Source organism: Rhodococcus erythropolis R138, assembly GCF_000696675.2.
Taxonomy (GTDB): Bacteria; Actinomycetota; Actinomycetes; order Mycobacteriales; family Mycobacteriaceae; genus Rhodococcus_F; species Rhodococcus_F erythropolis.
This window is the reverse complement of the sequence record NZ_CP007255.1, coordinates 3,587,609-3,610,532: the sequence shown is the minus strand read 5'-3', so window position 1 is coordinate 3,610,532 and position 22,924 is coordinate 3,587,609. Positions and strand designations below refer to the sequence as shown.

Sequence of the window (22,924 nt, the reverse complement as noted above, 5' to 3'; positions counted from 1 at the left end):
CCGATGTGACCGGCGTATCAATACCGGGGTGTTCAGTTGGTGGGTGCGCCGACGGTAACCGCCGCCGCTCCCGGTCCCGTGCCGTAGCGGCCGGCGCCGCCGTTCAACTGTTCCTGAAGTGCCAACGGCGTCGTGATCTTGCCCGATTCCCGGTCGATGTTGTCGATGGTCGTCAAGCCCGCTGAGAGCGCCGCGTCCGCACGTGCAACGGCAACCGGACCACTGCCCTCGGCCGAGCCAGGCCGGCCCGCGAGAATCGTTCCTGCGCCGCGTCCGTCGAGAGCACCGGCAAACCGGGCGATGACGGCGCCGCGGTTACCCGTGGCTGCGTCGGATTCACTCTTGTTGTCGCCGGTGAGAACCACGGCGAGCTGAGCCGGCTTGACCGCTCCGTCGTCGTAGCTGATGAAACCGGCGCTACGCAGCGAGTCGAGCGCGAGATTCATCTCGTCCGGAGTGCTCTGCGGTTCGCTGTTCTGCCCGTTGAGAAGCAGGACCGACCCGAGTAGATCACCTGCGAGACTGCCCTGATCGACCGCACCGGTCTTGAGGGTGATCCCCGCAGGGATGACATTGGTGACGACGGTCCGCAAACGGTCACCGCCGGTGGCGTCGACAAACGAATCGGTGAGCGAGACGCGTCCGGTCACGGCGCCGCCGGCGGCAGTGACGAGTCGGTTGACGCCGTCGAGATCACTGGGATCCGCGTCCGGTGCCGTGATGACGACGACGGTGCGACCAGCGAGACTGTCACGCACGACGCGACCGCCGACAGCGGCATCGAAGCCGTCCGCGGAATTGAGTTGCTGTTGAAGCTGATTGGACTGTTGATTGAGGTCTTCGATCTCGTTCTGCAGGTCCGCCTTGTCGTCACGCAGACCGGACAGCAATCCACTCGACAGCATTCCGGAACCGAGCACCACGCCGATCGCGAGTGCCAGAAAGATTGCCGCTATGGAAATTGCATGTTGACGCATCGAAATCACTTGAAGAGCCCCTGAACCCACAGCGCGAAGCTGTTCCACGTTGCGATTGCCCAGTCGAGAACTTCACTACCGGCATTGGACACGACCAGGGCGACGATCACTGCCACCAGGGCGGCAAGCACCAGGAGCGCGATCGCGCCGCCGGACACTCGACTTCGATACAGCGTTGCCACAGCCTTGGCGTCGACCAGTTTCGGTCCAACCTTGAGCCGTGTCATGAACGCCGACGGATTGCTTTCACGACGCCCACGGTCGAAGAACTCGTCCAAGGACACCACGTTGCCGACCGTCACGATCAGTGAAGCTCCGTGGTGATCGGCAAGCAGCAGCGCAAGGTCGGTCGGTGAGCAGGTCGCCGGGAACGTCATCGCCCCGATACCGAGATCCTGGATTCGGGAAAGTCCCGCCGCATGACCGTCCTGGTCTGCAGGCAGAACAACTTCCGCGCCGGACTTGAGCGTGGAACTGGTGATTTCCTCCGGGTCGCCCACGATCAGATCGGGGCGGTATCCGGCCTTGCTCAACACGTCCGCACCTGCGCCGACACCGATCAGGATCGGCGAATACTCCTTGATGAAGGGCTTGAGGTTCTTCAGATCGGTCTCGCGTTCGGGGCCGTCGGAGACGACCACGACATGGCGGTCCTTCAAGTCGATATCGATGTCCGGAACACCGATTCCGTCGATGAGCAACGGGCTTTCGGTGCGGATGAACTCGATGGTGTTACCCGAGAACGCTTCCAAGTGATCGACCAGGCCGGTCTTGGCCTCGATCATCCGGTCGGAGATTTCGGCCTCGGTCTGCTCTTCACCCTTGACGAGGCTCTTCTCGCCGTTGAAGATCTCGCCCTCGTGCAGGCGGATCTTGCTTCCGTCCTTGATGTTCTTGAAGACATCACCGTCGACGGCATCGATCAGGACGATGTCGTTGGCGACGATCACTTCCGGTCCGAGGTTGGGGTACCGCCCCGAAATCGACGGCGACGCGTTGACCACGGCCATGACTCCGGCTTTCACCAGAGCATCGGCGGTCCGGCGATCGATGTCGACTTCGTCGAGGATCACGATGTCTCCAGGACCGACACGGCGCAGAAGCTTCGCCGTGTTCCGATCGGCCCTGGCGATGCCACTGATCCCAGGCAAGGATTCGGTGTTACGTGAGAGCAATCCGGGCATCTTCATGGCTTCGATGATGAACCTGAAACCGCGTTGACCGGTGGAGGCGCGCCGACAACTACCACATCAGTCACACCAACACCACAGAACCTTCAATCTGTGACGCGGGCCGCATTCGCGATCTCGAGCAGTTCTTCGGCGTGCGCACGACCGGTTTCGGTGTCGTCCAGCCCTGCCAACATACGGGCCAATTCGACCACCCGATCCGAATCCGACAAGGTCCGCACGCCACTGCTCACCACTCCGCCTTTGTCGTCGACCTTGTCCACCACGAGGTGGGTGTCGGCAAACGCAGCAACCTGCGGAAGGTGGGTGACAACGATAACCTGATGCGTACGAGCAAGTTTCGCCAATCGGCGGCCGATCTCGACAGCAGCGCGGCCACCAACCCCCGCGTCCACCTCGTCGAAAACCATCGTCGCACCGGTGTCGCTACCAGCGAGAACAACCTCGAGCGCCAGCATGACGCGTGACAGCTCGCCACCCGAAGCGCTCTTGCTGATCGGAAGTGACGGTGCCCCACTGTGCGCTGACAGGCGAAATTCCACCTCGTCGACGCCGGCAGACCCGGCATGCAGGTCTACTCCCCCGACACTGAGCGGCGCCGAGTCCTGCGGGCCGGCAGGCTGCGAACGCACAGTCACTTCGAGGCCCGCACGTCCCATCGCCAGACCGGCGAGTTCCGCGCTGACGGCTTTGGCGAGCTTTGCCGCCGCCTTGACTCGCGCGGCGCTCAGCTTGGTAGCGGCTTCCGCGGTCAGGCCAGCCGTCTCCTCGACCTGCTTGGCCAACAGTGACAACGCATCCGAGGACACGTCGAGTTTGGATAGACGAGCGCGAGCAGTATCTGCCCATTCGAGAACACCGTCGACATCGGCGGCGTACTTGCGAGTCAGAGTCTTCAGTTCCGATTGCCGCGACAACAAAGAGTCCAGAGCACCCGGGTCTGCGGGCAGCCCGGACAGGTAGGTGTTCAGGTCACCGGCAACGTCGGTGACGACGGCAATAGCGTCGGCCAACCGGGAACCGAGGCCATCCAGATCGGCGTCGGTGACCGACTCGATGCGCGCCCTCGCTTCGGACATCAGGTCTAGCGCCGGCATGACACCGACGTCGCCGCTTGCCATGTCGTCACTACCGGCGAGCGCAGCGTGCGCCTCTTCCGCAGCCGAGCGGAGCGAATCGAGTTCACTGAGTCGACGAACTTCGGCAACGATCGCCGTGTCCTCGCCGGGCTCGGGTGCCACGCCGTCGATTTCGTTGAGCGCGAAGGTCAACTGATCTGCTTCTTGTGCCAGTTCACGAGCCTTCGACGTGCGCTCGATCAACTCCGAACGAGCATCGAGCCATTCACGACGGTGTTTGCGGTACCTCGTCAGCAGCGTTCCGATTGCCTTGTCCCCGAAGCGGTCCAGCGCGTTGCGTTGCTGGTCGGGACGAAGCAATCGCAGCTGATCGTTCTGTCCGTGGACAGTCAGAAGTGGGTCCGTGAATTCGGAGAGAACTCCCGCCGGCACGCTTCGTCCGCCGAGATGAGCCCGAGACCGCCCATCGCTGCCGACTGTCCGCACGGCGATGATGGTCCCGTCCTCGTCGCGCTCGGCGCCGGACGATTCCAGGATTCGGACGATCTCACGCTCGGTGGCCGGTGAGACGTCGTCGGCGATGAATCGTCCTTCGACAACGGCTCGCGACGCGCCCAACCGCACTCGACCGGCATCCGCTCGCGCTCCGCTGAGGAGGTGCAAGCTGGTGACGACCATCGTTTTACCTGCGCCGGTTTCACCGGTCAGGACGGTCAGGCCCTCGTGAAACTGGGCGCTGGCCTCGGAGATCACACCAAGACTGTCGATACGGATCTCTGCGAGCACGATTAAGGCTTCCTTCCTCGCCATCCGGTAACCGGAAGCTCGAACTTGCGAACCATCCGATCAGCGAAAGGCGCAGAGTCCAACCGGACCCACTTGACGGGAGTGGCGCCGCGAACGATCTCGACGCGAGCGCCGGCAGGCAGTTCCAAGGTACGACGGCCGTCGCAGAAGACCAGGCCGTCGTGGCTGCCTGCGACGGTCTCCACCGCGATGATCGAATTCGGGCTGGTGACCAACGGCCGCGCGAACAGCGCATGCGCGTTGCTGGGTACGACGAGCAATGCTTCGAGTTCGGGCCACACGACGGGGCCGCCTGCGGAAAATGCATAAGCGGTCGAGCCTGTGGGAGTGGACACGAGAACACCGTCGCAACCGAACGCGGACACCGGTCTGCCATCGACTTCGAGGACAACTTCGAGAACTCCCAGACGCGAACGGTTCTCGATACTGGCCTCGTTGAGCGCCCACCCGCGGTCGATGATCTCGTCGTCCACCCGAATCACGACGTCGAGTGTCATACGGGACTCGACGCGATATTCCTTGCGAACTACCTGTGCGAGAGCCTCGTCGAGATGCTCGGCCTCGGTCTCTGCCAGAAATCCGATCCGTCCGAGGTTGATGCCCAGTACAGGAATGGACGCTTCTTGAGCGAGTTCGGCGGCGCGCAGAAACGTGCCGTCGCCACCGAGAACAAGTACCAACTCGCATCCAACGGCAGCATCAGGGCCGGGATGAACAACCGTGACGTCGAGACCCGGCGCAGAGAAACCCTCTGGTTCCGTCATTGCTTCGATGCGCGAGCTGTCTGCTTCGTCGACGAGGACTCGCAGTCCAATTCCCGCGCGCTCGAAGATCTTCCCGACCCGCTTGGCAGTTTCCGTGATGTCACGTCGACCAGGGTGTGCGACAAGAAGGATCTCGCGCGACTCGCCGTTCGTGACCGCGTTCACTGGGGCCCTTCCTCTACAGCCTTGCGAATCATGTCCTCCACCGTAGGAATTCCCTCGGTGTTCGTCTCGGCGTCGGTATCCGTCTCTTCGTCGCCGGATGTACCCGACTTTCGAAGCCACAGGAAATACTCGACATTTCCCGACGGACCGGGCAATGGGCTGGCCACGACACCTAACGTCCGCAGACCTACCTTTGCAGCAGCCTCCGACACGTCGAGCACAGCGGAGATTCGCAGTTCCGGATCTCGTACGACGCCACCGGCACCGACGCGGTCCTTGCCCACCTCGAACTGAGGCTTGACCATCGGAACCAGGTCCGCGCCGTCAGCGGTACAGGCGACAAACGCCCCGAGTACCAGTTTGAGAGAGATGAACGACAGGTCCGCGACAACGAGATCGACAGTTCCGCCGATCGTCTCGGCATCGATAGCGCGAACATTGGTTCGGTCGATGACATGCACTCGGTCGTCGGACTGCAGGCGCCACACCAATTGGCCGTAACCGACGTCGACGGCGACAACTTCCTTCGCACCGCGTGTCAGCAGAACGTCCGTGAACCCGCCGGTGGAAGCGCCGGCGTCGAGGCACCGGCGACCTTCGACCGTCAATCCTTCGGTACCGAAGGCGTCAAGGGCACCGATCAGTTTGTGAGCACCGCGCGACGCCCACGAAACTTCCTGCTCCACCTCGACGACCCGAAGTGGCGTTCCGGCTTCGATCGCCGTCGCGGGCTTGGTCGCAACTGCTCCGGAAATGAGAACTCGGCCCGCGGAGATCAGTTCTTGCGCATGATCTCTCGATCGTGCCAGACCGCGACGGACCAATTCGGCGTCCACCCGTGCTCTACGTGCCACGTCAAGCCCTGTCCACAGAGGCGAGTGCCTGGACGAGCACCTCGTGTGCCTGTTCCAAAATATGTGCCTTCTGCGGAATCACACCTGCTCCGTGATGATCGTTCGGATCGTGTTCGATGCCGCCGAGGCGTGCCAGCAAACCGTCGACGTCAGAACGTATTCGTTCCGGATCGACGGTAGGGCGTGACCCGGGCAGCGGTGATCCGTTGCTCGAGTTTCCGGGGTGCGGTGTCGGCGTGCTCATCGGGCACAACGTTAGTGCATGACTCTCCGTTGCGCATACACCCGCACCCCCGCGAGTCGAACACATATGCGAGAAATCAGGCCAGCCAGGAAGCAAACAGATCCGCCACGCCGGCATCCGACGCTTCCAGCGTCTGGAACGACGGATTAGCCCATGCGACAGGCGCAACCGCACGTAGAAGTGACATTTCGTCCCCGACAACCGGGCCGTCGACAACCAGCGCCGACCCGTTCACGGAGACAGACCACTTGGAGTCCGCACCGACCAGCGATTCGACAGCCGGCTGATTGAGCGAATCCAGAGTTGCTGCAATGTAGGTGGGGCGCTGCTCAATCGGAGCCCGCAGTACGTCGCCCGGCGTGCTCACACCGGTCATTACCAACAGTGAGTCGATCGAAACAGCATGTGCGCCTTCGATATCAGTGTCCAAGCGATCGCCGACGACCAGTGGACGCGAGCACCCACTGCGTGCAAGCGCATCCTCCATCAGCGGAGCAGCAGGCTTGCCTGCCACCAAGGGTTCCTGCCTCGTGGCGGCGCGCAGAGCCGCCACCATCGAGCCGTTGCCGAGCACCAAACCTCGTTCCGACGGCAGTGTGGTGTCCAGGTTTGCAGCCACCCACAGCGCCCCGGCCCTGATCGCCAAGCATGCCTCGGCGAGGATCGACCAGTTGGTCTCCGTCGAATGTCCTTGGACGACTGCAACCGGGGAATCCGCGAATTCGCGCACCGGAAGCAACCCGACGCGCGTCACCTCGTCGGCCAATGCATCGGTACCGACGACGAGTACAGCGGCACCGGGTTCGAGACGCTCAGCCAACAGACGCACCGCCGTCTGAGAACTGGTGACCACGCGATCGTCTTCGGAATCGAAACCGAGTTCGGTCAGATGCGCGGACACTGCCGAAGGCGAGCGACTCGCATTGTTGGTCACGTAGTACAAAGCCTGCGCACCCTGACCCAACGCAGCCTGGGTGCCGGGAATCGCATGAGCTCCGGCGTACAGCGTGCCGTCGAGATCGAGCAAAAGTACGTCGTACTGAGTACGAAGCACGGTCACTGATCTTCTCCGGTCAACTCGGCCACCCGTTCTTCAGCATCCGTGTCACCCTCGAGGTCTGCAGCTGCAGCATTGAGGAACCACTTCAATCCGTCTTCGACACGACCTGCTGCAACGAGGGCATCAGCGTACGCATAGAAAAGCCGAGCCGCCGCTTCACCGGTACGCGCTGCGTCCAGATCCTTGGTCTGCAGTGTGACAACTGCCTGATCGAACTGACCGAGATCCATGCGGGCGCCGGCGACCACGATCCTCAACTCCGAAGCCTCGTCGCCGGAAAGCAGGGCAGCCTCGTCGCTACGGCCGAGCTCGATGGCGCGTTCGGGTCGACCCAAACCGCGTTCGCAGTCGGCCATGACAGCGATCAGACCCGGTCCACCAGCCATTCGACGGGCAGCACGAAGCTCGGAGAGAGCTTCAGCCCATTCACCGGCGTGGTACGCGGTGATTCCAGCAGCTTCACGAACGACCGCAATTCGGCCGGCGCGCTGACGAGCAGCACGAGCGTGGAGCAGTGCAAGTTCCGGGTCTTCGTCGACAAGCTTGCCTGCCATGACCAGGTGACGCGCAACTGTGTTGGCGTTGTCCTTGTCGAGGCTGAGCAGATCCCGACGAACGGCCGGATCCAACTCGGTGGGCTCTACGTTGTCGGGCAAATCCGGTTCGTCAGGTCGTGCTTGCTGACGGTTGCGGTCGCCGTCGCGTCCACGAGGGGTGAACCCACCCTCGCCGCCGCGACGCTGTCCGCCGTTGAATCCGCCGCCACGGTTACTGTTTCCAGCACCGCCACGGTTGTTGTCTCCGGCACCACCGCGGCGGTCTCCGCCTGCAGCGCCGCGTGATCCACGCCCGTCGTTGTCACGACGGGGGCCACCTGATCGAGGCGCTCCTCCCCCACGGAAGGACCGACGCTCGTCGCCATTCTCCGACACAGTCATTCCTCTCATACAACGCACGAAAGGGGACCCAATATGTTGGGTCCCCTTTCGGTTAACGGGTGTTCGGCGGTGTCCTACTCTCCCACACCCTGTCGAGTGCAGTACCATCGGCGCTGAAGGGCTTAGCTTCCGGGTTCGGAATGGGACCGGGCGTTTCCCCTTCGCTATGACCGCCGTAACTCTATGAAACTGTCACAGTAACCAACTTCTGATCACCTGGTTTCACCGTGCACCAACCCGAACCCGTTACCGGGTGGATGGATGACGGAGAAAACAGAGTTTCTCATCAGTATCTGTGTGTTGTTTCAGATACCGCACAGTGGACGCGTAGCTTCTTTGTGGTAAGTCCTCGGCCTATTAGTACCAGTCACCTGCATGCATTACTGCACTTCCAGTTCTGGCCTATCAACCCGGTGGTCTGCCGGGGGCCTTACCCCCTCGAGGGGGTGAGAAACCTCATCTTGGAACAGGCTTCCCGCTTAGATGCTTTCAGCGGTTATCCCTTCCGAACGTAGCTAACCAGCGGTGCTCCTGGCGGAACAACTGGCACACCAGAGGTTCGTCCGTCCCGGTCCTCTCGTACTAGGGACAGCCTTCCTCAAGTTTCTAACGCGCGCGGCGGATAGAGACCGAACTGTCTCACGACGTTCTAAACCCAGCTCGCGTGCCGCTTTAATGGGCGAACAGCCCAACCCTTGGGACCTACTCCAGCCCCAGGATGCGACGAGCCGACATCGAGGTGCCAAACCATCCCGTCGATATGGACTCTTGGGGAAGATCAGCCTGTTATCCCCGGGGTACCTTTTATCCGTTGAGCGACACCGCTTCCACTTGCCGGTGCCGGATCACTAGTCCCGACTTTCGTCCCTGCTCGACCTGTCAGTCTCACAGTCAAGCTCCCTTGTGCACTTGCACTCGACACCTGATTGCCAACCAGGCTGAGGGAACCTTTGGGCGCCTCCGTTACATTTTGGGAGGCAACCGCCCCAGTTAAACTACCCACCAGGCACTGTCCCTGAACCAGATCATGGTCCGAGGTTAGAGGTCCAATTCGATCAGAGTGGTATTTCAACAACGACTCCACGATAACTGGCGTCACCGTTTCACAGTCTCCCACCTATCCTACACAAACCGAACCGAACACCAATACCAAGCTGTAGTGAAGGTCCCGGGGTCTTTTCGTCCTGCCGCGCGTAACGAGCATCTTTACTCGTAATGCAATTTCGCCGAGTCTACGGTTGAGACAGCTGAGAAGTCGTTACGCCATTCGTGCAGGTCGGAACTTACCCGACAAGGAATTTCGCTACCTTAGGATGGTTATAGTTACCACCGCCGTTTACTGGGGCTTAAATTCTCAGCTTCGCTCCCGAAGGAACTAACCGGTCCTCTTAACCTTCCAGCACCGGGCAGGCGTCAGTCCGTATACATCGTCTTACGACTTCGCACGGACCTGTGTTTTTAGTAAACAGTCGCTTCTCACTGGTCTCTGCGGCCCCACCCAGCTCAGACAGTAAATGTCGTCACCAAACAGGGCCCCCCTTCTCCCGAAGTTACGGGGGCATTTTGCCGAGTTCCTTAACCATAGTTATCTCGATCGCCTTAGTATTCTCTACCTGACCACCTGTGTCGGTTTGGGGTACGGGCCGTGTGAAAGCTCGCTAGAGGCTTTTCTCGGCAGCATAGGATCACTGAATTCGCCTCAATCGGCTACGCATCACGTCTCAGGCTATGTGTGACCCGGATTTGCCTAGGTCACGCCCTACACGCTTACACCAGTATTACCACTGACTGGCTCAGCTACCTTCCTGCGTCACCCCATCGCTTGGCTACTACCAGATCAGGTCCCATGCATCCACCAACTCGAGACCCGAAGGTCTTCTCGTGGCTTCAGGATGGTTAGTATCACTGATTCACCATGGGCGCGTTCACACGGGTACGGGAATATCAACCCGTTGTCCATCGGCTACGCCTGTCGGCCTCGTCTTAGGTCCCGACTCACCCTGGGCGGATTAACCTGGCCCAGGAACCCTTGGTCATTCGGCGGACGAGTTTCTCACTCGTCTTTCGCTACTCATGCCTGCATTCTCACTCGTGTGGCCTCCACGGCTAGGTCACCCTGCCGCTTCCATGGCCACACGACGCTCCCCTACCCATCCACACACCTGCCAGAAAATCCTTGGATCAACTGGGGGCTATTGCGTGAATGCCGCAGCTTCGGTGGTGTACTTGAGCCCCGCTACATTGTCGGCGCAGGATCACTTGACCAGTGAGCTATTACGCACTCTTTCAAGGGTGGCTGCTTCTAAGCCAACCTCCTGGTTGTCTTCGCGACCCCACATCCTTTTCCACTTAGTACACGCTTAGGGACCTTAGCTGGCGATCTGGGCTGTTTCCCTCTCGACTACGAACCTTATCGCCCGCAGTCTCACTGCCGCGCTCTCACTCACCGGCATTCGGAGTTTGGCTGATTTCGGTAAGCTTGTGGGCCCCCTAGACCATCCAGTAGCTCTACCTCCGGTGAGAAACACGCGACGCTGCACCTAAATGCATTTCGGGGAGAACCAGCTATCACGGAGTTTGATTGGCCTTTCACCCCTACCCACAACTCATCCCCTCAGTTTTCAACCTAAGTGGGTTCGGTCCTCCACGACGTCTTACCGTCGCTTCAACCTGGCCATGGGTAGATCACTCCGCTTCGGGTCTAGAGCATGCCACTACGATCGCCCTATTCGGACTCGCTTTCGCTACGGCTACCCCACACGGGTTAACCTCGCGACATGCCACTAACTCGCAGGCTCATTCTTCAAAAGGCACGCCATCACCCCCAACAGTAAACTGTTCGAAGGCTCTGACGGATTGTAAGCGCACGGTTTCAGGTACTATTTCACTCCCCTCCCGGGGTACTTTTCACCTTTCCCTCACGGTACTAGTCCGCTATCGGTCACCAGGGAGTATTCAGGCTTATCGGGTGGTCCCGACAGATTCACACCAGATTTCACGGGCCCGGTGCTACTTGGGTTTCCATTACAACAGTCACAAAGTTTTCGTGTACGGGATTCTCACCCTCTACGACAGGCCGTTCCAGACCACTTCCACTAACCCTGTGATTTCTTACTGTTGGCCTGCTCGGCAGAACAGACAAAATGAACCCCACAACCCCACGAATGCAACACCTGCCGGCTATCACACACCCATGGTTTAGCCTCTTCCGCTTTCGCTCGCCACTACTCACGGAATCACGGTTGTTTTCTCTTCCTGTGGGTACTGAGATGTTTCACTTCCCCACGTTCCCTCCACACGCCCTATATATTCAGGCGCGGGTAACACGACATCACTCGTGCTGGGTTTCCCCATTCGGACATCCTCGGATCACAGCTCGGTTGACAGCTCCCCGAGGCTTATCGCAGCCTCCTACGTCCTTCATCGGCTCCTGGTGCCAAGGCATCCACCGTACGCTCTTCATTACTTACAACAAAGATGCTCGCGTCCACTGTGCAGTTCTCAAACAACACACAACCCCAGAACTCCCGTGAGCACCAGCCGAACACCAACCAAGTCACCTCAGTTACCTATTCGCGGTATGACCCACATTCCAGTGTTGTCGTTACTTCCTAGAGAGGAAACACTCGCGTGTTCTCTCAGGACCCAACAGTATGTCGATATATTGCACTCGCCGGCAGATCATGTGATCTGCCGTGATGCGAGGAAGTTTGTCAGCGTCCACCCATGAGCTCCTGCCGGACCACAAGTGGATCCGAAACAGGCTCTGCCAACCAACCATCCACCTGTGTGAACATTGGATTGGAGAATGCTCCTTAGAAAGGAGGTGATCCAGCCGCACCTTCCGGTACGGCTACCTTGTTACGACTTCGTCCCAATCGCCGATCCCACCTTCGACGGCTCCCTCCCACAAGGGGTTAAGCCACCGGCTTCGGGTGTTACCGACTTTCATGACGTGACGGGCGGTGTGTACAAGGCCCGGGAACGTATTCACCGCAGCGTTGCTGATCTGCGATTACTAGCGACTCCGACTTCACGGGGTCGAGTTGCAGACCCCGATCCGAACTGAGACCAGCTTTAAGGGATTCGCTCCACCTCACGGTCTCGCAGCCCTCTGTACTGGCCATTGTAGCATGTGTGAAGCCCTGGACATAAGGGGCATGATGACTTGACGTCGTCCCCACCTTCCTCCGAGTTGACCCCGGCAGTCTCTTACGAGTCCCCACCATAACGTGCTGGCAACATAAGATAGGGGTTGCGCTCGTTGCGGGACTTAACCCAACATCTCACGACACGAGCTGACGACAGCCATGCACCACCTGTATACCGACCACAAGGGGGGCCACATCTCTGCAGCTTTCCGGTATATGTCAAACCCAGGTAAGGTTCTTCGCGTTGCATCGAATTAATCCACATGCTCCGCCGCTTGTGCGGGCCCCCGTCAATTCCTTTGAGTTTTAGCCTTGCGGCCGTACTCCCCAGGCGGGGCGCTTAATGCGTTAGCTACGGCACGGATTCCGTGGAAGGAACCCACACCTAGCGCCCACCGTTTACGGCGTGGACTACCAGGGTATCTAATCCTGTTCGCTACCCACGCTTTCGTTCCTCAGCGTCAGTTACTGCCCAGAGACCCGCCTTCGCCACCGGTGTTCCTCCTGATATCTGCGCATTTCACCGCTACACCAGGAATTCCAGTCTCCCCTGCAGTACTCAAGTCTGCCCGTATCGCCTGCAAGCCAGCAGTTGAGCTGCTGGTTTTCACAAACGACGCGACAAACCGCCTACGAACTCTTTACGCCCAGTAATTCCGGACAACGCTTGCACCCTACGTATTACCGCGGCTGCTGGCACGTAGTTAGCCGGTGCTTCTTCTGCAGGTACCGTCACTTGCGCTTCGTCCCTGCTGAAAGAGGTTTACAACCCGAAGGCCGTCATCCCTCACGCGGCGTCGCTGCATCAGGCTTTCGCCCATTGTGCAATATTCCCCACTGCTGCCTCCCGTAGGAGTCTGGGCCGTGTCTCAGTCCCAGTGTGGCCGGTCACCCTCTCAGGTCGGCTACCCGTCGTCGCCTTGGTAGGCCATTACCCCACCAACAAGCTGATAGGCCGCGGGCCCATCCTGCACCGATAAATCTTTCCACCACCCACCATGCGATAGGAGGTCATATCCGGTATTAGACCCAGTTTCCCAGGCTTATCCCGAAGTGCAGGGCAGATCACCCACGTGTTACTCACCCGTTCGCCGCTCGTGTACCCCGAAAGGCCTTACCGCTCGACTTGCATGTGTTAAGCACGCCGCCAGCGTTCGTCCTGAGCCAGGATCAAACTCTCCGTTGAAGACTCTAGATATCACCAACCCGAAGGCCGGCTAATCAGTCATAGACAAAAAGAGTCAAATCACTAGCAAAAAAACTCAACTAGCAAAAAATGTGTCGGCAACCATTCAGACGGAAGAATGAACAATCACCGACGAAAAATACTCACACCCCGAACATCAGAACCGAAACCCGAAGGCCCGGAACATCATCCGACATGCGAAGTACCAAAAAAATATTTGGCACTGACATTCATCGACACACTGTTGAGTTCTCAAAGAACACGCACACACCATCGCTTCAAACTGGTTGAGAGCTCCGGGGCAAGGGTTACAATCTTAGCTTGTTCGCTCCCAGGAAGCAAGTTCCCGTCGAGCGTGAATGTCTCCGACTTCGTCCAACCGCGTGTCCCCGGCCTCTCGGTCGGGGTTGGTGTCCGTGTCGCTCTGACTTGGACAAAGTTACGCGAATGAAAACTGAGCGTCAAACGTGCAGGTCGCAGGTGTTCGTCAGGTTAAATCCGCTGGTAGCCCGCCCGCAGGCGGGCCACCAACGGCCACAGGAGCCCCGCGAGACAACTGTGACCCCACACACGTCAGTTCGAAAGTATTTTCACGCCGGCGAAATTGCGCTTTCCGCGCCGGACGACCAACCAGCTGCCGTGAAGCAGATCGGATGCGGCGGGCTCCCAGTCGTCGGCCGACACCTTCTGGTTGTTCACCGAAGCGCCGCCTTCCTTCACTGCGCGTCGAGCAGCTCCCTTGCTCTCACACAAACCGCTCGTCACAAGCAGATCGATGATCGTGCGCGGCTCCCCCGGCGCCAATTCGCTGACAGATGCTTCCTTCAGCGCCGCGGCGAGCGTCGACTCGTCGAGTTCCGCCAATTCCGCCTTGCCGAACAACGCCTGGCTGGCGAGCTCGACGGCGCGAGTGTTGTGTTCTCCGTGAACCAAGGTCGTCATCTCCGCAGCCAATCGCTTCTGCGCTTCGCGCGCATGCGGACGCTCCGCCGTTGCCGTCTCGAGTTCCGCGAGTTCGTCTGCGGTCAGGAACGTGAACCAGCGCAGGTACTTGATCACGTCGGCGTCGCCGGTGTTCACGAAGTACTGGTACCACGCGTACGGGCTGGTCATCTCGGGGTCGAGCCACAAGCTTCCGCCACCGGTCGACTTTCCGAACTTCTTCCCATCAGCCGAGGTCACCAGCGGAACGGTCATTGCGTGAACACTCTCGCCGTCGACACGACGGTTGAGTTCGACGCCCGCGATGATGTTGCCCCACTGATCGGACCCACCGACCTGCAGAGTGCAGCCGAGATCGCGTCGCAAGTGCAGGTAGTCGTTGGCTTGGAGCAGCATGTAGCTGAACTCGGTGTACGACATCCCGTCCGACTCGAGACGACGCTTCACGGTGTCACGCGCAAGCATGACGTTCACGGAGAAGTGTTTGCCGACATCACGCAGGAAGTCGATGGCCGACATCTTGCCGGTCCAGTTCATGTTGTTCTCGATGACCGCACTCGTCGGTGAATCGTCGAAATCCACGAATCGTTCGAGCTGACCACGGATGCGACCTGCCCAGTCCGCAACGGTATCGGCGGAGTTCATCGTCCGTTCCCCGACGTCACGGGGATCACCGATCAGGCCTGTTGCGCCGCCGGCAAGAACGATCGGACGGTTACCGGCACGCTGAAACCGCTTGAGCGCGAGGAGCGGAACCAGGTGACCTGCGTGCAGGCTCGGTCCGGTCGGGTCGAAGCCCGCATACAACGTGACCGGTCCGGCCTCGAGATCTTTACGCAAAGCGTCGAGATCAGTTGATTGGGCGATCAGCCCACGCCAGGTCAGTTCGTCGAGAATATTCTCAGTCACGGACTCGATCATCCCATCTTCACGAAATGACCGGCGCTCGCGGGCTTCGGCGGTACGCGGACACCGCTCGCGAGTCCGGAATCCAGAGGCGCCACGGGACCTCGGCCGCAGTACTGACCCCCACCCGCGGTCCACTGACCCATTCCTTCGACTCCCCCAATTCGAGCCGAACCCGCGAGGCAGGGTTGAACACGTCTGTTCCGTTGTCCGCCAACGTGATTGCAACGGAAGCGCCGAGATTACCTGGCCCTCTGGCCCATTGGTGAGATGGTCGATCCGGCGATCTCCGAGCAGACACCACATCGTGACCGGCCTCGATTTCGGCCGCTCGGAGCAGAACACCACCCGCGACACCATCCGGGCCGTACGAGATGTTCATACAAAAGTGCATTCCGTAGCTGCGGTAGACGTAGAGACGGCCCGCCCGCCCGAACATCACGCTGTTCCGCGGCGTTTGCCCCCGATACGAATGTGCTGCCGGATCTGGCCAGGGCCCGTCCTTCTCCCCTCCGTACGCCTCGACCTCGACAATCCTCAGCGAGATGTCGTCGACGATCAGGGTCGAGCCGAGAATTGTCAGGCCCGCTTCCAACGGGTTCTTCACATTTTCCAAGGTCTCGATACTCACCCTTCGATTGTGCCCACGCCGTTGACTCATCGGTCGGCCGAGTCGCATAATTCAACAAGTGATGAATTATCGAAATGAGGCGAACCGTGACCACCACGCCGGCAATAGACATCCGCGGACTACGAGTCATTCGCGGCAAGCACGAAGTTCTTCACTCACTCGACCTGCAGGTTTCGGCAGGATCGATCACCGGACTGCTCGGCCCGTCCGGCTGCGGCAAGACAACCCTGATGCGCGCGATAGTCGGAACCCAGATCGTCGAAAGTGGTGAGGTCAGAGTCCTGGGCGACCTCGCGGGGTCCGTTGCTCTTCGCCGCCGGGTCGGATACGTCACCCAATCCCCCAGCGTGTACGGCGACCTGACGGTCACTCGAAACGTCCAGTACTTCGGCGCTCTGTACGGCAAGTCCGGCGTAGACGTCGCAGCAGCGGTCGACGCCGTCGGATTGAGCCGATACGCCGACCAGACCGCCGCCGATCTGTCCGGAGGTCAACGCGGTCGAGTCTCGCTGGCATGCGCGTTGGTGGCATCACCTGATGTGTTGATCCTCGACGAACCGACCGTTGGTCTGGATCCGGTGCTTCGTGTCGAATTGTGGGAACGATTTGCCGACCTTGCTCGCAGCGGAACCACCCTGTTGGTCTCCAGCCACGTCATGGATGAGGCCGACCACTGCGCTGAACTGATCCTGATGCGAGACGGGCATCTCCTCGCTCAACTCACACCCGATGAATTGCGCGCCAAAACCAGATGTGAACGGCTCGAGGACGCCTTTCTCGAGCTGATTCGGACTTCACCCGTCGGAGGCGAAATATCATGAGCATCAGGATCTTCGGTGCTACGACCGTACGCATTCTGCTTCAGCTCCGCCAGGACCATCGCACGGTGGCCATGATCTTGTTGGTCCCGTCGTTGTTGATGATTTTGCTGTATTTCCTCTACCAAGACGTACCCACGCCGCCCGGCCAGGTTTCGCTGTTCCAACGGGTGGCGATCACCATGTTGGGAATCTTGCCGTTTGTGGTCATGTTCCTGGTCACGTCCATCGCCATGCAGCGCGAACGCAGTTCAGGAACACTCGAACGCCTGCTCACCACCCCGATGGGCAAACTCGATCTTCTGGCGGGATACGGCGCGGCATTTTCGCTCTCGGCCGCCGCTCAGGCGGCTCTCGCGTGCGCGGTTGCTTTCGGATTTCTCGGACTCACCATCGCCGGCAGTCTTGCCTGGGTCATCGTCATTGCAGTTCTCGGCGCAATACTCGGCGTTGCGCTCGGCCTGTTGGCCAGCGCATTCGCGAAGACCGAGTTCCAAGCGGTGCAGTTCATGCCGGTAGTTGTGGTCCCCCAACTGTTCCTCTCTGGACTCCTGGTGCCCCGCGATCAATTGCCGACCTGGCTCGAATGGATCAGCAACGTCCTCCCCTTGAGCTACGCCGTCGACGCACTTCAGCAAGTGTCGATGCATGCCGACGCGACGGGTCAGATGTGGCGTGATCTCGCCGTCATGGCGGGCTTCGCCGCCGCAGCGCTCTCGCTGGCCGCGGCAACACTCGATCGCCGCACTCCATGACCGACAACGACACGGCGCCTGCACCTGCACCGATTCGTTCGGGGCGACGACCGGGCAAGTCGGAGACTCGCGCGCAGATCCTCGATTCGGCGCGACGGGCGTTCTCTCAGAACGGTTTTCGACGAACAACCGTTCGATCGATAGCTGCGGCCGCTGACGTCGATCCGGCCATGATTCATCATCATTTCGGAAGCAAGGAGCAGTTGTTCACCGCTGCGATCGCGCTACCGATCGATCCAGTCCAGGTATTGGGACCGGTTCACGCCTCTCCGACCGAAAATCTCGGCGAAAATCTACTCAGAGCAGTGATCGGGTTGTGGGAATCGGAACACCAGCCGGCGATTCTGGCGGCTTTTCGATCGGCGGTTTCCGGCGACGGAGCGCAGTTGATCCAGAGCTTTCTGCTCGATGTCGTATTGCGCGACATCATTCCGCGGGTGGACACACCACCTGGTAGCGGCTTGATCAGAGCGGAGTTGGTGGCATCTCAGATGGCCGGCCTGCTGGTCACGCGATATGTGCTCGGACTCGAACCACTCGCATCATTGTGCGTTGACGCGTTGGTACCGCTGGTGGCTCCGAACCTCCAGCGGTACCTGACCGGTGAATTACCGATCTAGCCTTCAGCCCGCGCGAGCAACTTCTCGTGCTCGTCGTCCGCCACATCGCGTGCTTCGTCGATCAACAGAACGGGAATGCCGTTCTCGATCGGGTATGCACGCCGCAGGCGCGGGTTGTAGAGCAACTCGTCCCCGACCAGCAACAGCGGGCCTTTGTCCTGGGGGCAGGCCAAAATGCTGAGCAACGTCGAATCAATAGCCACGTGAGTCCTCTCGAACCGATCAAACAGAATGTCCTCAGGCTACCGTGCTCCGGTGCCCACCCTCGTCGGCATCAACTGCGCGGCAATTGCCTTGGTCAGCCGCTTGTACGACTGCGTCTCGGAATCGAGGAACCAGGTCCGTGGTCCTGGCGCCGGCAATCCGGCCGCAGCTAATGCAGTGGAACTCGGACGGTACGACGAACCCACCGGGATCTCGTCAACCACGTGCACGATATCCGGGCGCGCATCAAAAGCGATGCGCGAGAGAGCCTCCGCAAGCTCGGCGGAACGGAACTGCCGCCCCGGACGCCATGTCACGGCAGCGACCGCCAGCTGATGTGGCGCGTCACCGACGCCGTATGCGACGGCAAGATCCACCCGCGCCACACTCGACAACGCGTCGACGATCGGCTGGGTGAACACGGGACCGCGGAGCGTCGAAATGACCGTGTTCTTGTGATCGATCAGCCAGTAGTCGCCGTCGGCGTCCCGGCGGAAGAGATTCTCCGTGGGAATCCACGAATCACCCGCTTGGAAGAGTCCCCGCATGGCTCCGCCCGAGAGATCGGCAGTGAATCCCGCGCGCCCGAGTAGCAACCCGACTTCGTCTTCGGCGCACTCACGGACAAATCCGTTTCCGTTTTCGAGGAGCCGACCACTCAGCGGGTCGTATGCCGCCAACCGCACCTGCGCGCTACCCGGCAACGGGCGGCCCTTGGAACCAACTTTGGAGCCCGCGACATTGGCAAGAATCACGTCACCTTCGGTCGACGCATAGAACTCGAGTACCTGCGCGGGGTCGAACGCCTCCGTGGTCCGCTTCCACAGCCCGTGAGGCATTCCCGAACCGATGAACAGTCGGACCGGATGGCTACCGTCGATGAGAAGAAGATCCTCGTCGAGGATCTCGCGCATCATCGACCACGTGTAACTCACGACGGTCACACCGTAGCGATGGATTTCCTCGACGAATCGAGCCGGATTCAGTCCGCGTGAGAGCGCAATCCGTGAGCCACCGGCCATGGCGCCACCGATGGTCGCGAGCAGACTCGACGAATGATGGAGTGGTGCAAGGCAGTACACGGTGTCACCGCGATCGAGATCTGCCGCCGTGGCCGTTCCGAAGGCAGACAGTGCCCACCGGTAGTTGGTGATCTGCTTGGCTTCGAGCACACCGCCCGATTCCGCAAAGATGATGAATGCGAGTTCACGGGCGACGCCGGGATCCGGCCGGTACCAACCGGGCAGATTGACCTTCGTCGGATCGATTTGTTCGAGATCGATCACGTCGTGTGACGGATCCACCTCGAGTCCGCGGGCATCGCCGCCGCCGAGTACCAAGACCGGCCTACCGGTAACCACCGCAGCGTCGACGTTCTCCGGATCGGTGATGATCCGATCAACCGATCCCAGCTTGACCGCCGCCGAGATGTCGGACCCCGGCGGAAGCATGACGGCAACGGCACCAAGGCGCGACAGGGCCGCGATGGCCGCGAGCGCGCTGGGGCGGGTCTCCATCAGGACACCGACGTGCGCTGCCGGACGCACTCCCACGGAAATCAATCCACGCACGACATTGTCGATGCGGGCGTTGACCGCTTCGTAGGTGTGCACACGATTGTCGAAGAGGAAGCACTCGCCGTTCGGTGCTTTTCGACGCTGCTCCGCGAGCAATTGGCTCAGCGAGATCTTGGTGTGTGGCTGAATTTGGTTGAGTCGCGCAAGACGTGGCAACGCGCGTGCCGCTTCGCCGGACAATTCGAAAGTCCCGCGCAACGCACCGGCTGCAAGGTCACTGATTCCCTTGGTGACTCCTGCACCTACTTCAGCGACCGAGGCGACAGTGTGGATGATCCGATTGCTGATCGACACACCGGTCTGGTCTTCGAGGTCGGCGCCGTAGACCATGTTCGCGATACGGTCCGGGAGGGGTCCACCCGTCTCGGTCCACTGCACGAATTCACCGGTGGTCGGCCAGGTGTGATTGGCCGCGGTGGAACCGACAACCAATCCGAAATGACCTGCGCGCAAGGTAGATTCGTAGACCTTGGCCCGCGGCGCTGCCTGGCTGATCCCACGAACCGCCTGAGGTTGACCAATGTCGTCGACCTCGCCGACGAATGCCAGGATGGGGCAGGTGATCTCGGCGAGCGAGACCAATTGATCCTTGATGACAAACCCACCGGTCATCATTCGGTTGTGCACGATGAACTGCTTGAGCAGTTCGGCAACCGCGGGCCCGGACCACGCGACCCAACCCTCGGTCGCGAGGAAGCGTCGCTGCTGCTCCCTCGGCAGCAAAGCCTCACGGTCGTGCAGTTGAAGCAGGAAGTCGACGCGCATCTTCAACGTCTTCACGGGATCGAGCAACTGGAACCCGGTGCGAGCCATCCACCCGGTGACCGCCAGGCGATTGAAGACGTGATCGGCGAGGAAATCCGCACCCTTGGTGGCCAGTCCGGCCGGGATACCGAAGGGCAACGCGGCGAGTGTGTCGACCGGACTGCCGAAGGTGATGACGCTGGCGATGTTTCGACTACGCCGATACGCGGCAGCTTGATAGGCGAACATGCCGCCCTGCGAATAGCCGGAGATGTGAACATCTTTACCGGTGTGACGGTGGATGTGGTCGATGATGTCGCTGAGAGCGATGATGTGATCGGCGAGATTGCGATCCCAACCGCCCTCTTCGGAGTCGGGCGAACCAAAATCGACTACCCAGGGGTCCAGGCCCATCTCGTGCAGAATTCCCACAGCACCCTGGTCGCGGGTCACGTCGTACACGTTCGCCGACATCATCATCGGCGGGATCAGCACGATCGGTGCACCAACGGTTTCCGGATCGCTGTCCGGGAAGTAGCGGCGAAGCCGGTACATCGCTGCGCGCTCGACGATCTCGAACGGCGACGTGGTCGCATCCGTTTCCAGCCCACCCAACCGGACGACCTCGAGGCCGTTTTGTGCTGTCGCAACCACCCGACGAATCGGGCCCAGCACAGACTTGGAATTCAATCCCACCATTTCACTCCCAAGTTACTCACCATGTGACGTCAGTCTCATTTTTCCCGCGCGCAACAAGCCTACTGACGACGAATACGCGTACGCGGTCAGGGAGCAAATTCTGCTCCCTGACCGCGTACGACCGAAGGACTACTGCCGAAAAGAGAGAGGAAACACTCGTGACCGCAAGGTCAGAGGGTCCATTCCCGCAGCGACTGGGCCACTGCTCGGACTCCGTCCAACTGTTCTGCTACCCGCACCCCCGCGGTGCCGCCTCGCGCATTACGCGAAGCGATGGAACCCTCGACTGTCAGCACCTCACGAACAGCGGGTGTCAGCGCGCTGTCGACGCCGGCCAGTTCCTCGTCCGTGAGATCTTCGAGTCCGACGCCTCGCGCTTCGGCGACACGCACACACGCTCCAGCAGCCTCGTGTGCAACCCGGAACGGCACGCCCTGGCGCACCATCCACTCCGCGATGTCGGTGGCCAACGTGAACCCTGCCGGAGCAAGTTCCGCCATACGCGCGGTGTGGAACTCGAGAGTCTGCACCAGGCCGGTGATGGCCGGGAGCAACATCTCCAGCTGCGCAACCGAGTCGAAGACCGGTTCCTTGTCCTCTTGCAGATCGCGGTTGTACGCCAGCGGCTGAGCCTTGAGCGTCGCCAGCAGGCCGGTGAGGTTACCGATCAAACGACCAGACTTACCGCGCGTGAGTTCCGAGACATCCGGATTCTTCTTCTGCGGCATGATCGACGAACCTGTCGACCACGCGTCGGCAAGCGTGATGTAGCCGAATTCCGGTGTGCTCCAGATGATGATCTCTTCCGCCATGCGTGAGAGATCGACACCGATCATCGCAAGCACGAACGCTGCCTCGGCCGCAAAATCACGCGAAGCGGTTGCGTCGATCGAGTTCTCGGCCGAGCTGTCGAACTTCAATTCCGCTGCAATGGCTTCGGGGTCGAGACCGAGCGAGGAACCGGCGAGTGCACCGGAACCGTACGGGGACACCGCAGCTCGTACGTCGAAGTCGCGAAGACGTTGCACGTCGCGCAACAGCGGATGCGCATGGGCGAGCAGGTGATGTGCCAACAAGACCGGTTGAGCAGCCTGCAGGTGCGTCTTGCCCGGCATCACGGCATCCGGGTGAGCCCCGGCCTGAGTCGCCAATGCGTCGACCACGTCGAGAACGCCGGTGGAGATGCGGCGAACCGCATCCCGAAGCCACATTCGGAACAGCGTGGCCACCTGGTCGTTTCGCGAACGACCAGCACGCAGGCGTCCGCCGACCTCAGGCCCGACACGCTCGATCAGACCGCGTTCGAGTGCGCCGTGTACGTCCTCGTCCGAATCACTCGGTCCGAAGGCGCCACTGGCAACATCTGCCGCCAGACGGTCGAGACCGTCGAGCATTGTTGCGAGGTCGGCCTCGCTGAGCAGGCCTGCCTTGTTCAGCACGCGAGCATGCGCCTGCGACGCACGCACGTCGTACGGAGCGAGGACCCAGTCGAAGTGAGTCGACTTGCTCAGCGCCGCCATGGCAGCGGCCGGTCCGGACTCGAACCGTCCGCCCCACAGCGCGCCTTCGTTGGTGCCGTGTTTCTGAGCGTCTCCGTCACCGTGAGCCGTCAT

The 22,924-nt window shown here is 60.6% G+C and carries 16 protein-coding genes and 3 rRNA genes; 3 read left to right on the top strand and 16 right to left on the bottom strand.

Annotated elements, in window-relative coordinates:
• Window positions 1-32 precede the first annotated feature (32 nt).
• The 13 genes from H351_RS16580 to H351_RS16515 all read right to left on the bottom strand — a co-directional run bounded on the left by H351_RS16580 (window position 33) and on the right by H351_RS16515 (window position 15,894).
• Complete coding sequence (locus H351_RS16580; RefSeq protein ID WP_019748590.1) at window positions 33-986, bottom strand: copper transporter; 954 nt, start codon at window positions 984-986, stop codon at window positions 33-35.
• Window positions 983-2,167, bottom strand: a complete 1,185-nt coding sequence (gene steA, locus H351_RS16575) for a putative cytokinetic ring protein SteA (RefSeq protein ID WP_020969713.1) — start codon at window positions 2,165-2,167, stop codon at window positions 983-985. Before steA ends, H351_RS16580 begins: the two co-directional genes overlap by 4 nt.
• An 86-nt stretch (window positions 2,168-2,253) precedes the next feature.
• Window positions 2,254-4,032 carry a DNA repair protein RecN gene (gene recN / locus H351_RS16570; RefSeq protein WP_003946143.1) on the bottom strand — a complete coding sequence of 593 codons (1,779 nt, stop codon included), beginning with the start codon at window positions 4,030-4,032 and terminating at the stop codon, window positions 2,254-2,256.
• A gap of 2 nt (window positions 4,033-4,034) precedes the next feature.
• A complete protein-coding gene (locus tag H351_RS16565) occupies window positions 4,035-4,982 on the bottom strand; it encodes an NAD kinase (RefSeq protein WP_019748593.1) in 948 nt (315 codons plus the stop codon).
• The gene (locus tag H351_RS16560; protein ID WP_029255446.1) at window positions 4,979-5,836 is read right to left on the bottom strand and encodes a TlyA family RNA methyltransferase; all 858 of its coding nucleotides are present in this window, start codon (window positions 5,834-5,836) and stop codon (window positions 4,979-4,981) included. The genes H351_RS16565 and H351_RS16560 overlap by 4 nt, the downstream gene beginning before the upstream one ends.
• Before the next feature lies 1 nt (window position 5,837).
• Entirely contained in the window at window positions 5,838-6,080 is a 243-nt protein-coding gene (locus H351_RS16555; RefSeq protein ID WP_019748595.1) for a hypothetical protein, read from the bottom strand.
• A gap of 76 nt (window positions 6,081-6,156) precedes the next feature.
• Window positions 6,157-7,140, bottom strand: a complete 984-nt coding sequence (locus H351_RS16550) for an HAD-IIA family hydrolase (RefSeq protein ID WP_029255447.1) — start codon at window positions 7,138-7,140, stop codon at window positions 6,157-6,159.
• Window positions 7,137-8,078: a tetratricopeptide repeat protein gene (locus tag H351_RS31445; protein WP_073513327.1), complete on the bottom strand. Its 942-nt coding sequence runs from the start codon at window positions 8,076-8,078 to the stop codon at window positions 7,137-7,139. Before H351_RS31445 ends, H351_RS16550 begins: the two co-directional genes overlap by 4 nt.
• Window positions 8,079-8,139: 61 nt before the next feature.
• A 5S ribosomal RNA gene (gene rrf, locus H351_RS16535) occupies window positions 8,140-8,256 on the bottom strand.
• Window positions 8,257-8,415: 159 nt separating this feature from the next.
• Window positions 8,416-11,550: ribosomal RNA gene (locus tag H351_RS16530) — 23S ribosomal RNA — on the bottom strand.
• Window positions 11,551-11,897: 347 nt separating this feature from the next.
• Window positions 11,898-13,415: ribosomal RNA gene (locus H351_RS16525) — 16S ribosomal RNA — on the bottom strand.
• Together the 16S, 23S and 5S rRNA genes form the textbook arrangement of a ribosomal RNA operon.
• Before the next feature lie 573 nt (window positions 13,416-13,988).
• Window positions 13,989-15,266 carry a tyrosine--tRNA ligase gene (gene tyrS, locus H351_RS16520; RefSeq protein WP_020907871.1) on the bottom strand — a complete coding sequence of 426 codons (1,278 nt, stop codon included), beginning with the start codon at window positions 15,264-15,266 and terminating at the stop codon, window positions 13,989-13,991.
• A gap of 19 nt (window positions 15,267-15,285) precedes the next feature.
• Window positions 15,286-15,894, bottom strand: a complete 609-nt coding sequence (locus H351_RS16515; RefSeq protein ID WP_020969717.1) for a DNA-3-methyladenine glycosylase — start codon at window positions 15,892-15,894, stop codon at window positions 15,286-15,288.
• A gap of 86 nt (window positions 15,895-15,980) precedes the next feature.
• On the opposite strand from H351_RS16515, the gene H351_RS16510 reads away from it, so the two are divergent.
• From H351_RS16510 to H351_RS16500, 3 genes are read left to right on the top strand one after another with little or no spacing between them, the layout of a single operon-like run.
• Window positions 15,981-16,715, top strand: coding sequence for an ABC transporter ATP-binding protein (locus H351_RS16510; RefSeq protein WP_037120370.1), 735 nt, complete (start codon window positions 15,981-15,983; stop codon window positions 16,713-16,715).
• Window positions 16,712-17,467, top strand: a complete 756-nt coding sequence (locus tag H351_RS16505; RefSeq protein WP_029255449.1) for an ABC transporter permease — start codon at window positions 16,712-16,714, stop codon at window positions 17,465-17,467. Before H351_RS16510 ends, H351_RS16505 begins: the two co-directional genes overlap by 4 nt.
• Window positions 17,464-18,087, top strand: coding sequence for a TetR/AcrR family transcriptional regulator (locus tag H351_RS16500; RefSeq protein WP_019748601.1), 624 nt, complete (start codon window positions 17,464-17,466; stop codon window positions 18,085-18,087). Before H351_RS16505 ends, H351_RS16500 begins: the two co-directional genes overlap by 4 nt.
• On the opposite strand, the gene H351_RS16495 is transcribed toward H351_RS16500, so the two are convergent.
• The 3 genes from H351_RS16495 to argH form a co-directional block, all read right to left on the bottom strand.
• Window positions 18,084-18,290, bottom strand: coding sequence for a Trm112 family protein (locus H351_RS16495; RefSeq protein WP_003944045.1), 207 nt, complete (start codon window positions 18,288-18,290; stop codon window positions 18,084-18,086). The two genes, H351_RS16500 and H351_RS16495, sit on opposite strands and share 4 nt — an antisense overlap.
• Before the next feature lie 39 nt (window positions 18,291-18,329).
• The gene (locus tag H351_RS16490; RefSeq protein WP_019748602.1) at window positions 18,330-21,311 is read right to left on the bottom strand and encodes an acyl-CoA synthetase; all 2,982 of its coding nucleotides are present in this window, start codon (window positions 21,309-21,311) and stop codon (window positions 18,330-18,332) included.
• Window positions 21,312-21,481: 170 nt separating this feature from the next.
• Window positions 21,482-22,924, bottom strand: a complete 1,443-nt coding sequence (gene argH, locus H351_RS16485) for an argininosuccinate lyase (protein ID WP_029255450.1) — start codon at window positions 22,922-22,924, stop codon at window positions 21,482-21,484.

What these genes read in the sequence shown, in the direction of transcription:
- steA (WP_020969713.1), bottom strand. Translation starts at nt 2,167, where the DNA reads ATGAAGATGCCCGGATTGCTCTCACGTAACACCGAATCCTTGCCTGGG.
- H351_RS16555 (WP_019748595.1), bottom strand. Translation starts at nt 6,080, where the DNA reads ATGAGCACGCCGACACCGCACCCCGGAAACTCGAGCAACGGATCACCG.
- H351_RS31445 (WP_073513327.1), bottom strand. Translation starts at nt 8,078, where the DNA reads ATGACTGTGTCGGAGAATGGCGACGAGCGTCGGTCCTTCCGTGGGGGA.
- argH (WP_029255450.1), bottom strand. Translation starts at nt 22,924, where the DNA reads ATGACGGCTCACGGTGACGGAGACGCTCAGAAACACGGCACCAACGAA.
- H351_RS16505 (WP_029255449.1), top strand. Translation starts at nt 16,712, where the DNA reads ATGAGCATCAGGATCTTCGGTGCTACGACCGTACGCATTCTGCTTCAG.
- H351_RS16500 (WP_019748601.1), top strand. Translation starts at nt 17,464, where the DNA reads ATGACCGACAACGACACGGCGCCTGCACCTGCACCGATTCGTTCGGGG.
- H351_RS16490 (WP_019748602.1), bottom strand. Translation starts at nt 21,311, where the DNA reads ATGGTGGGATTGAATTCCAAGTCTGTGCTGGGCCCGATTCGTCGGGTG.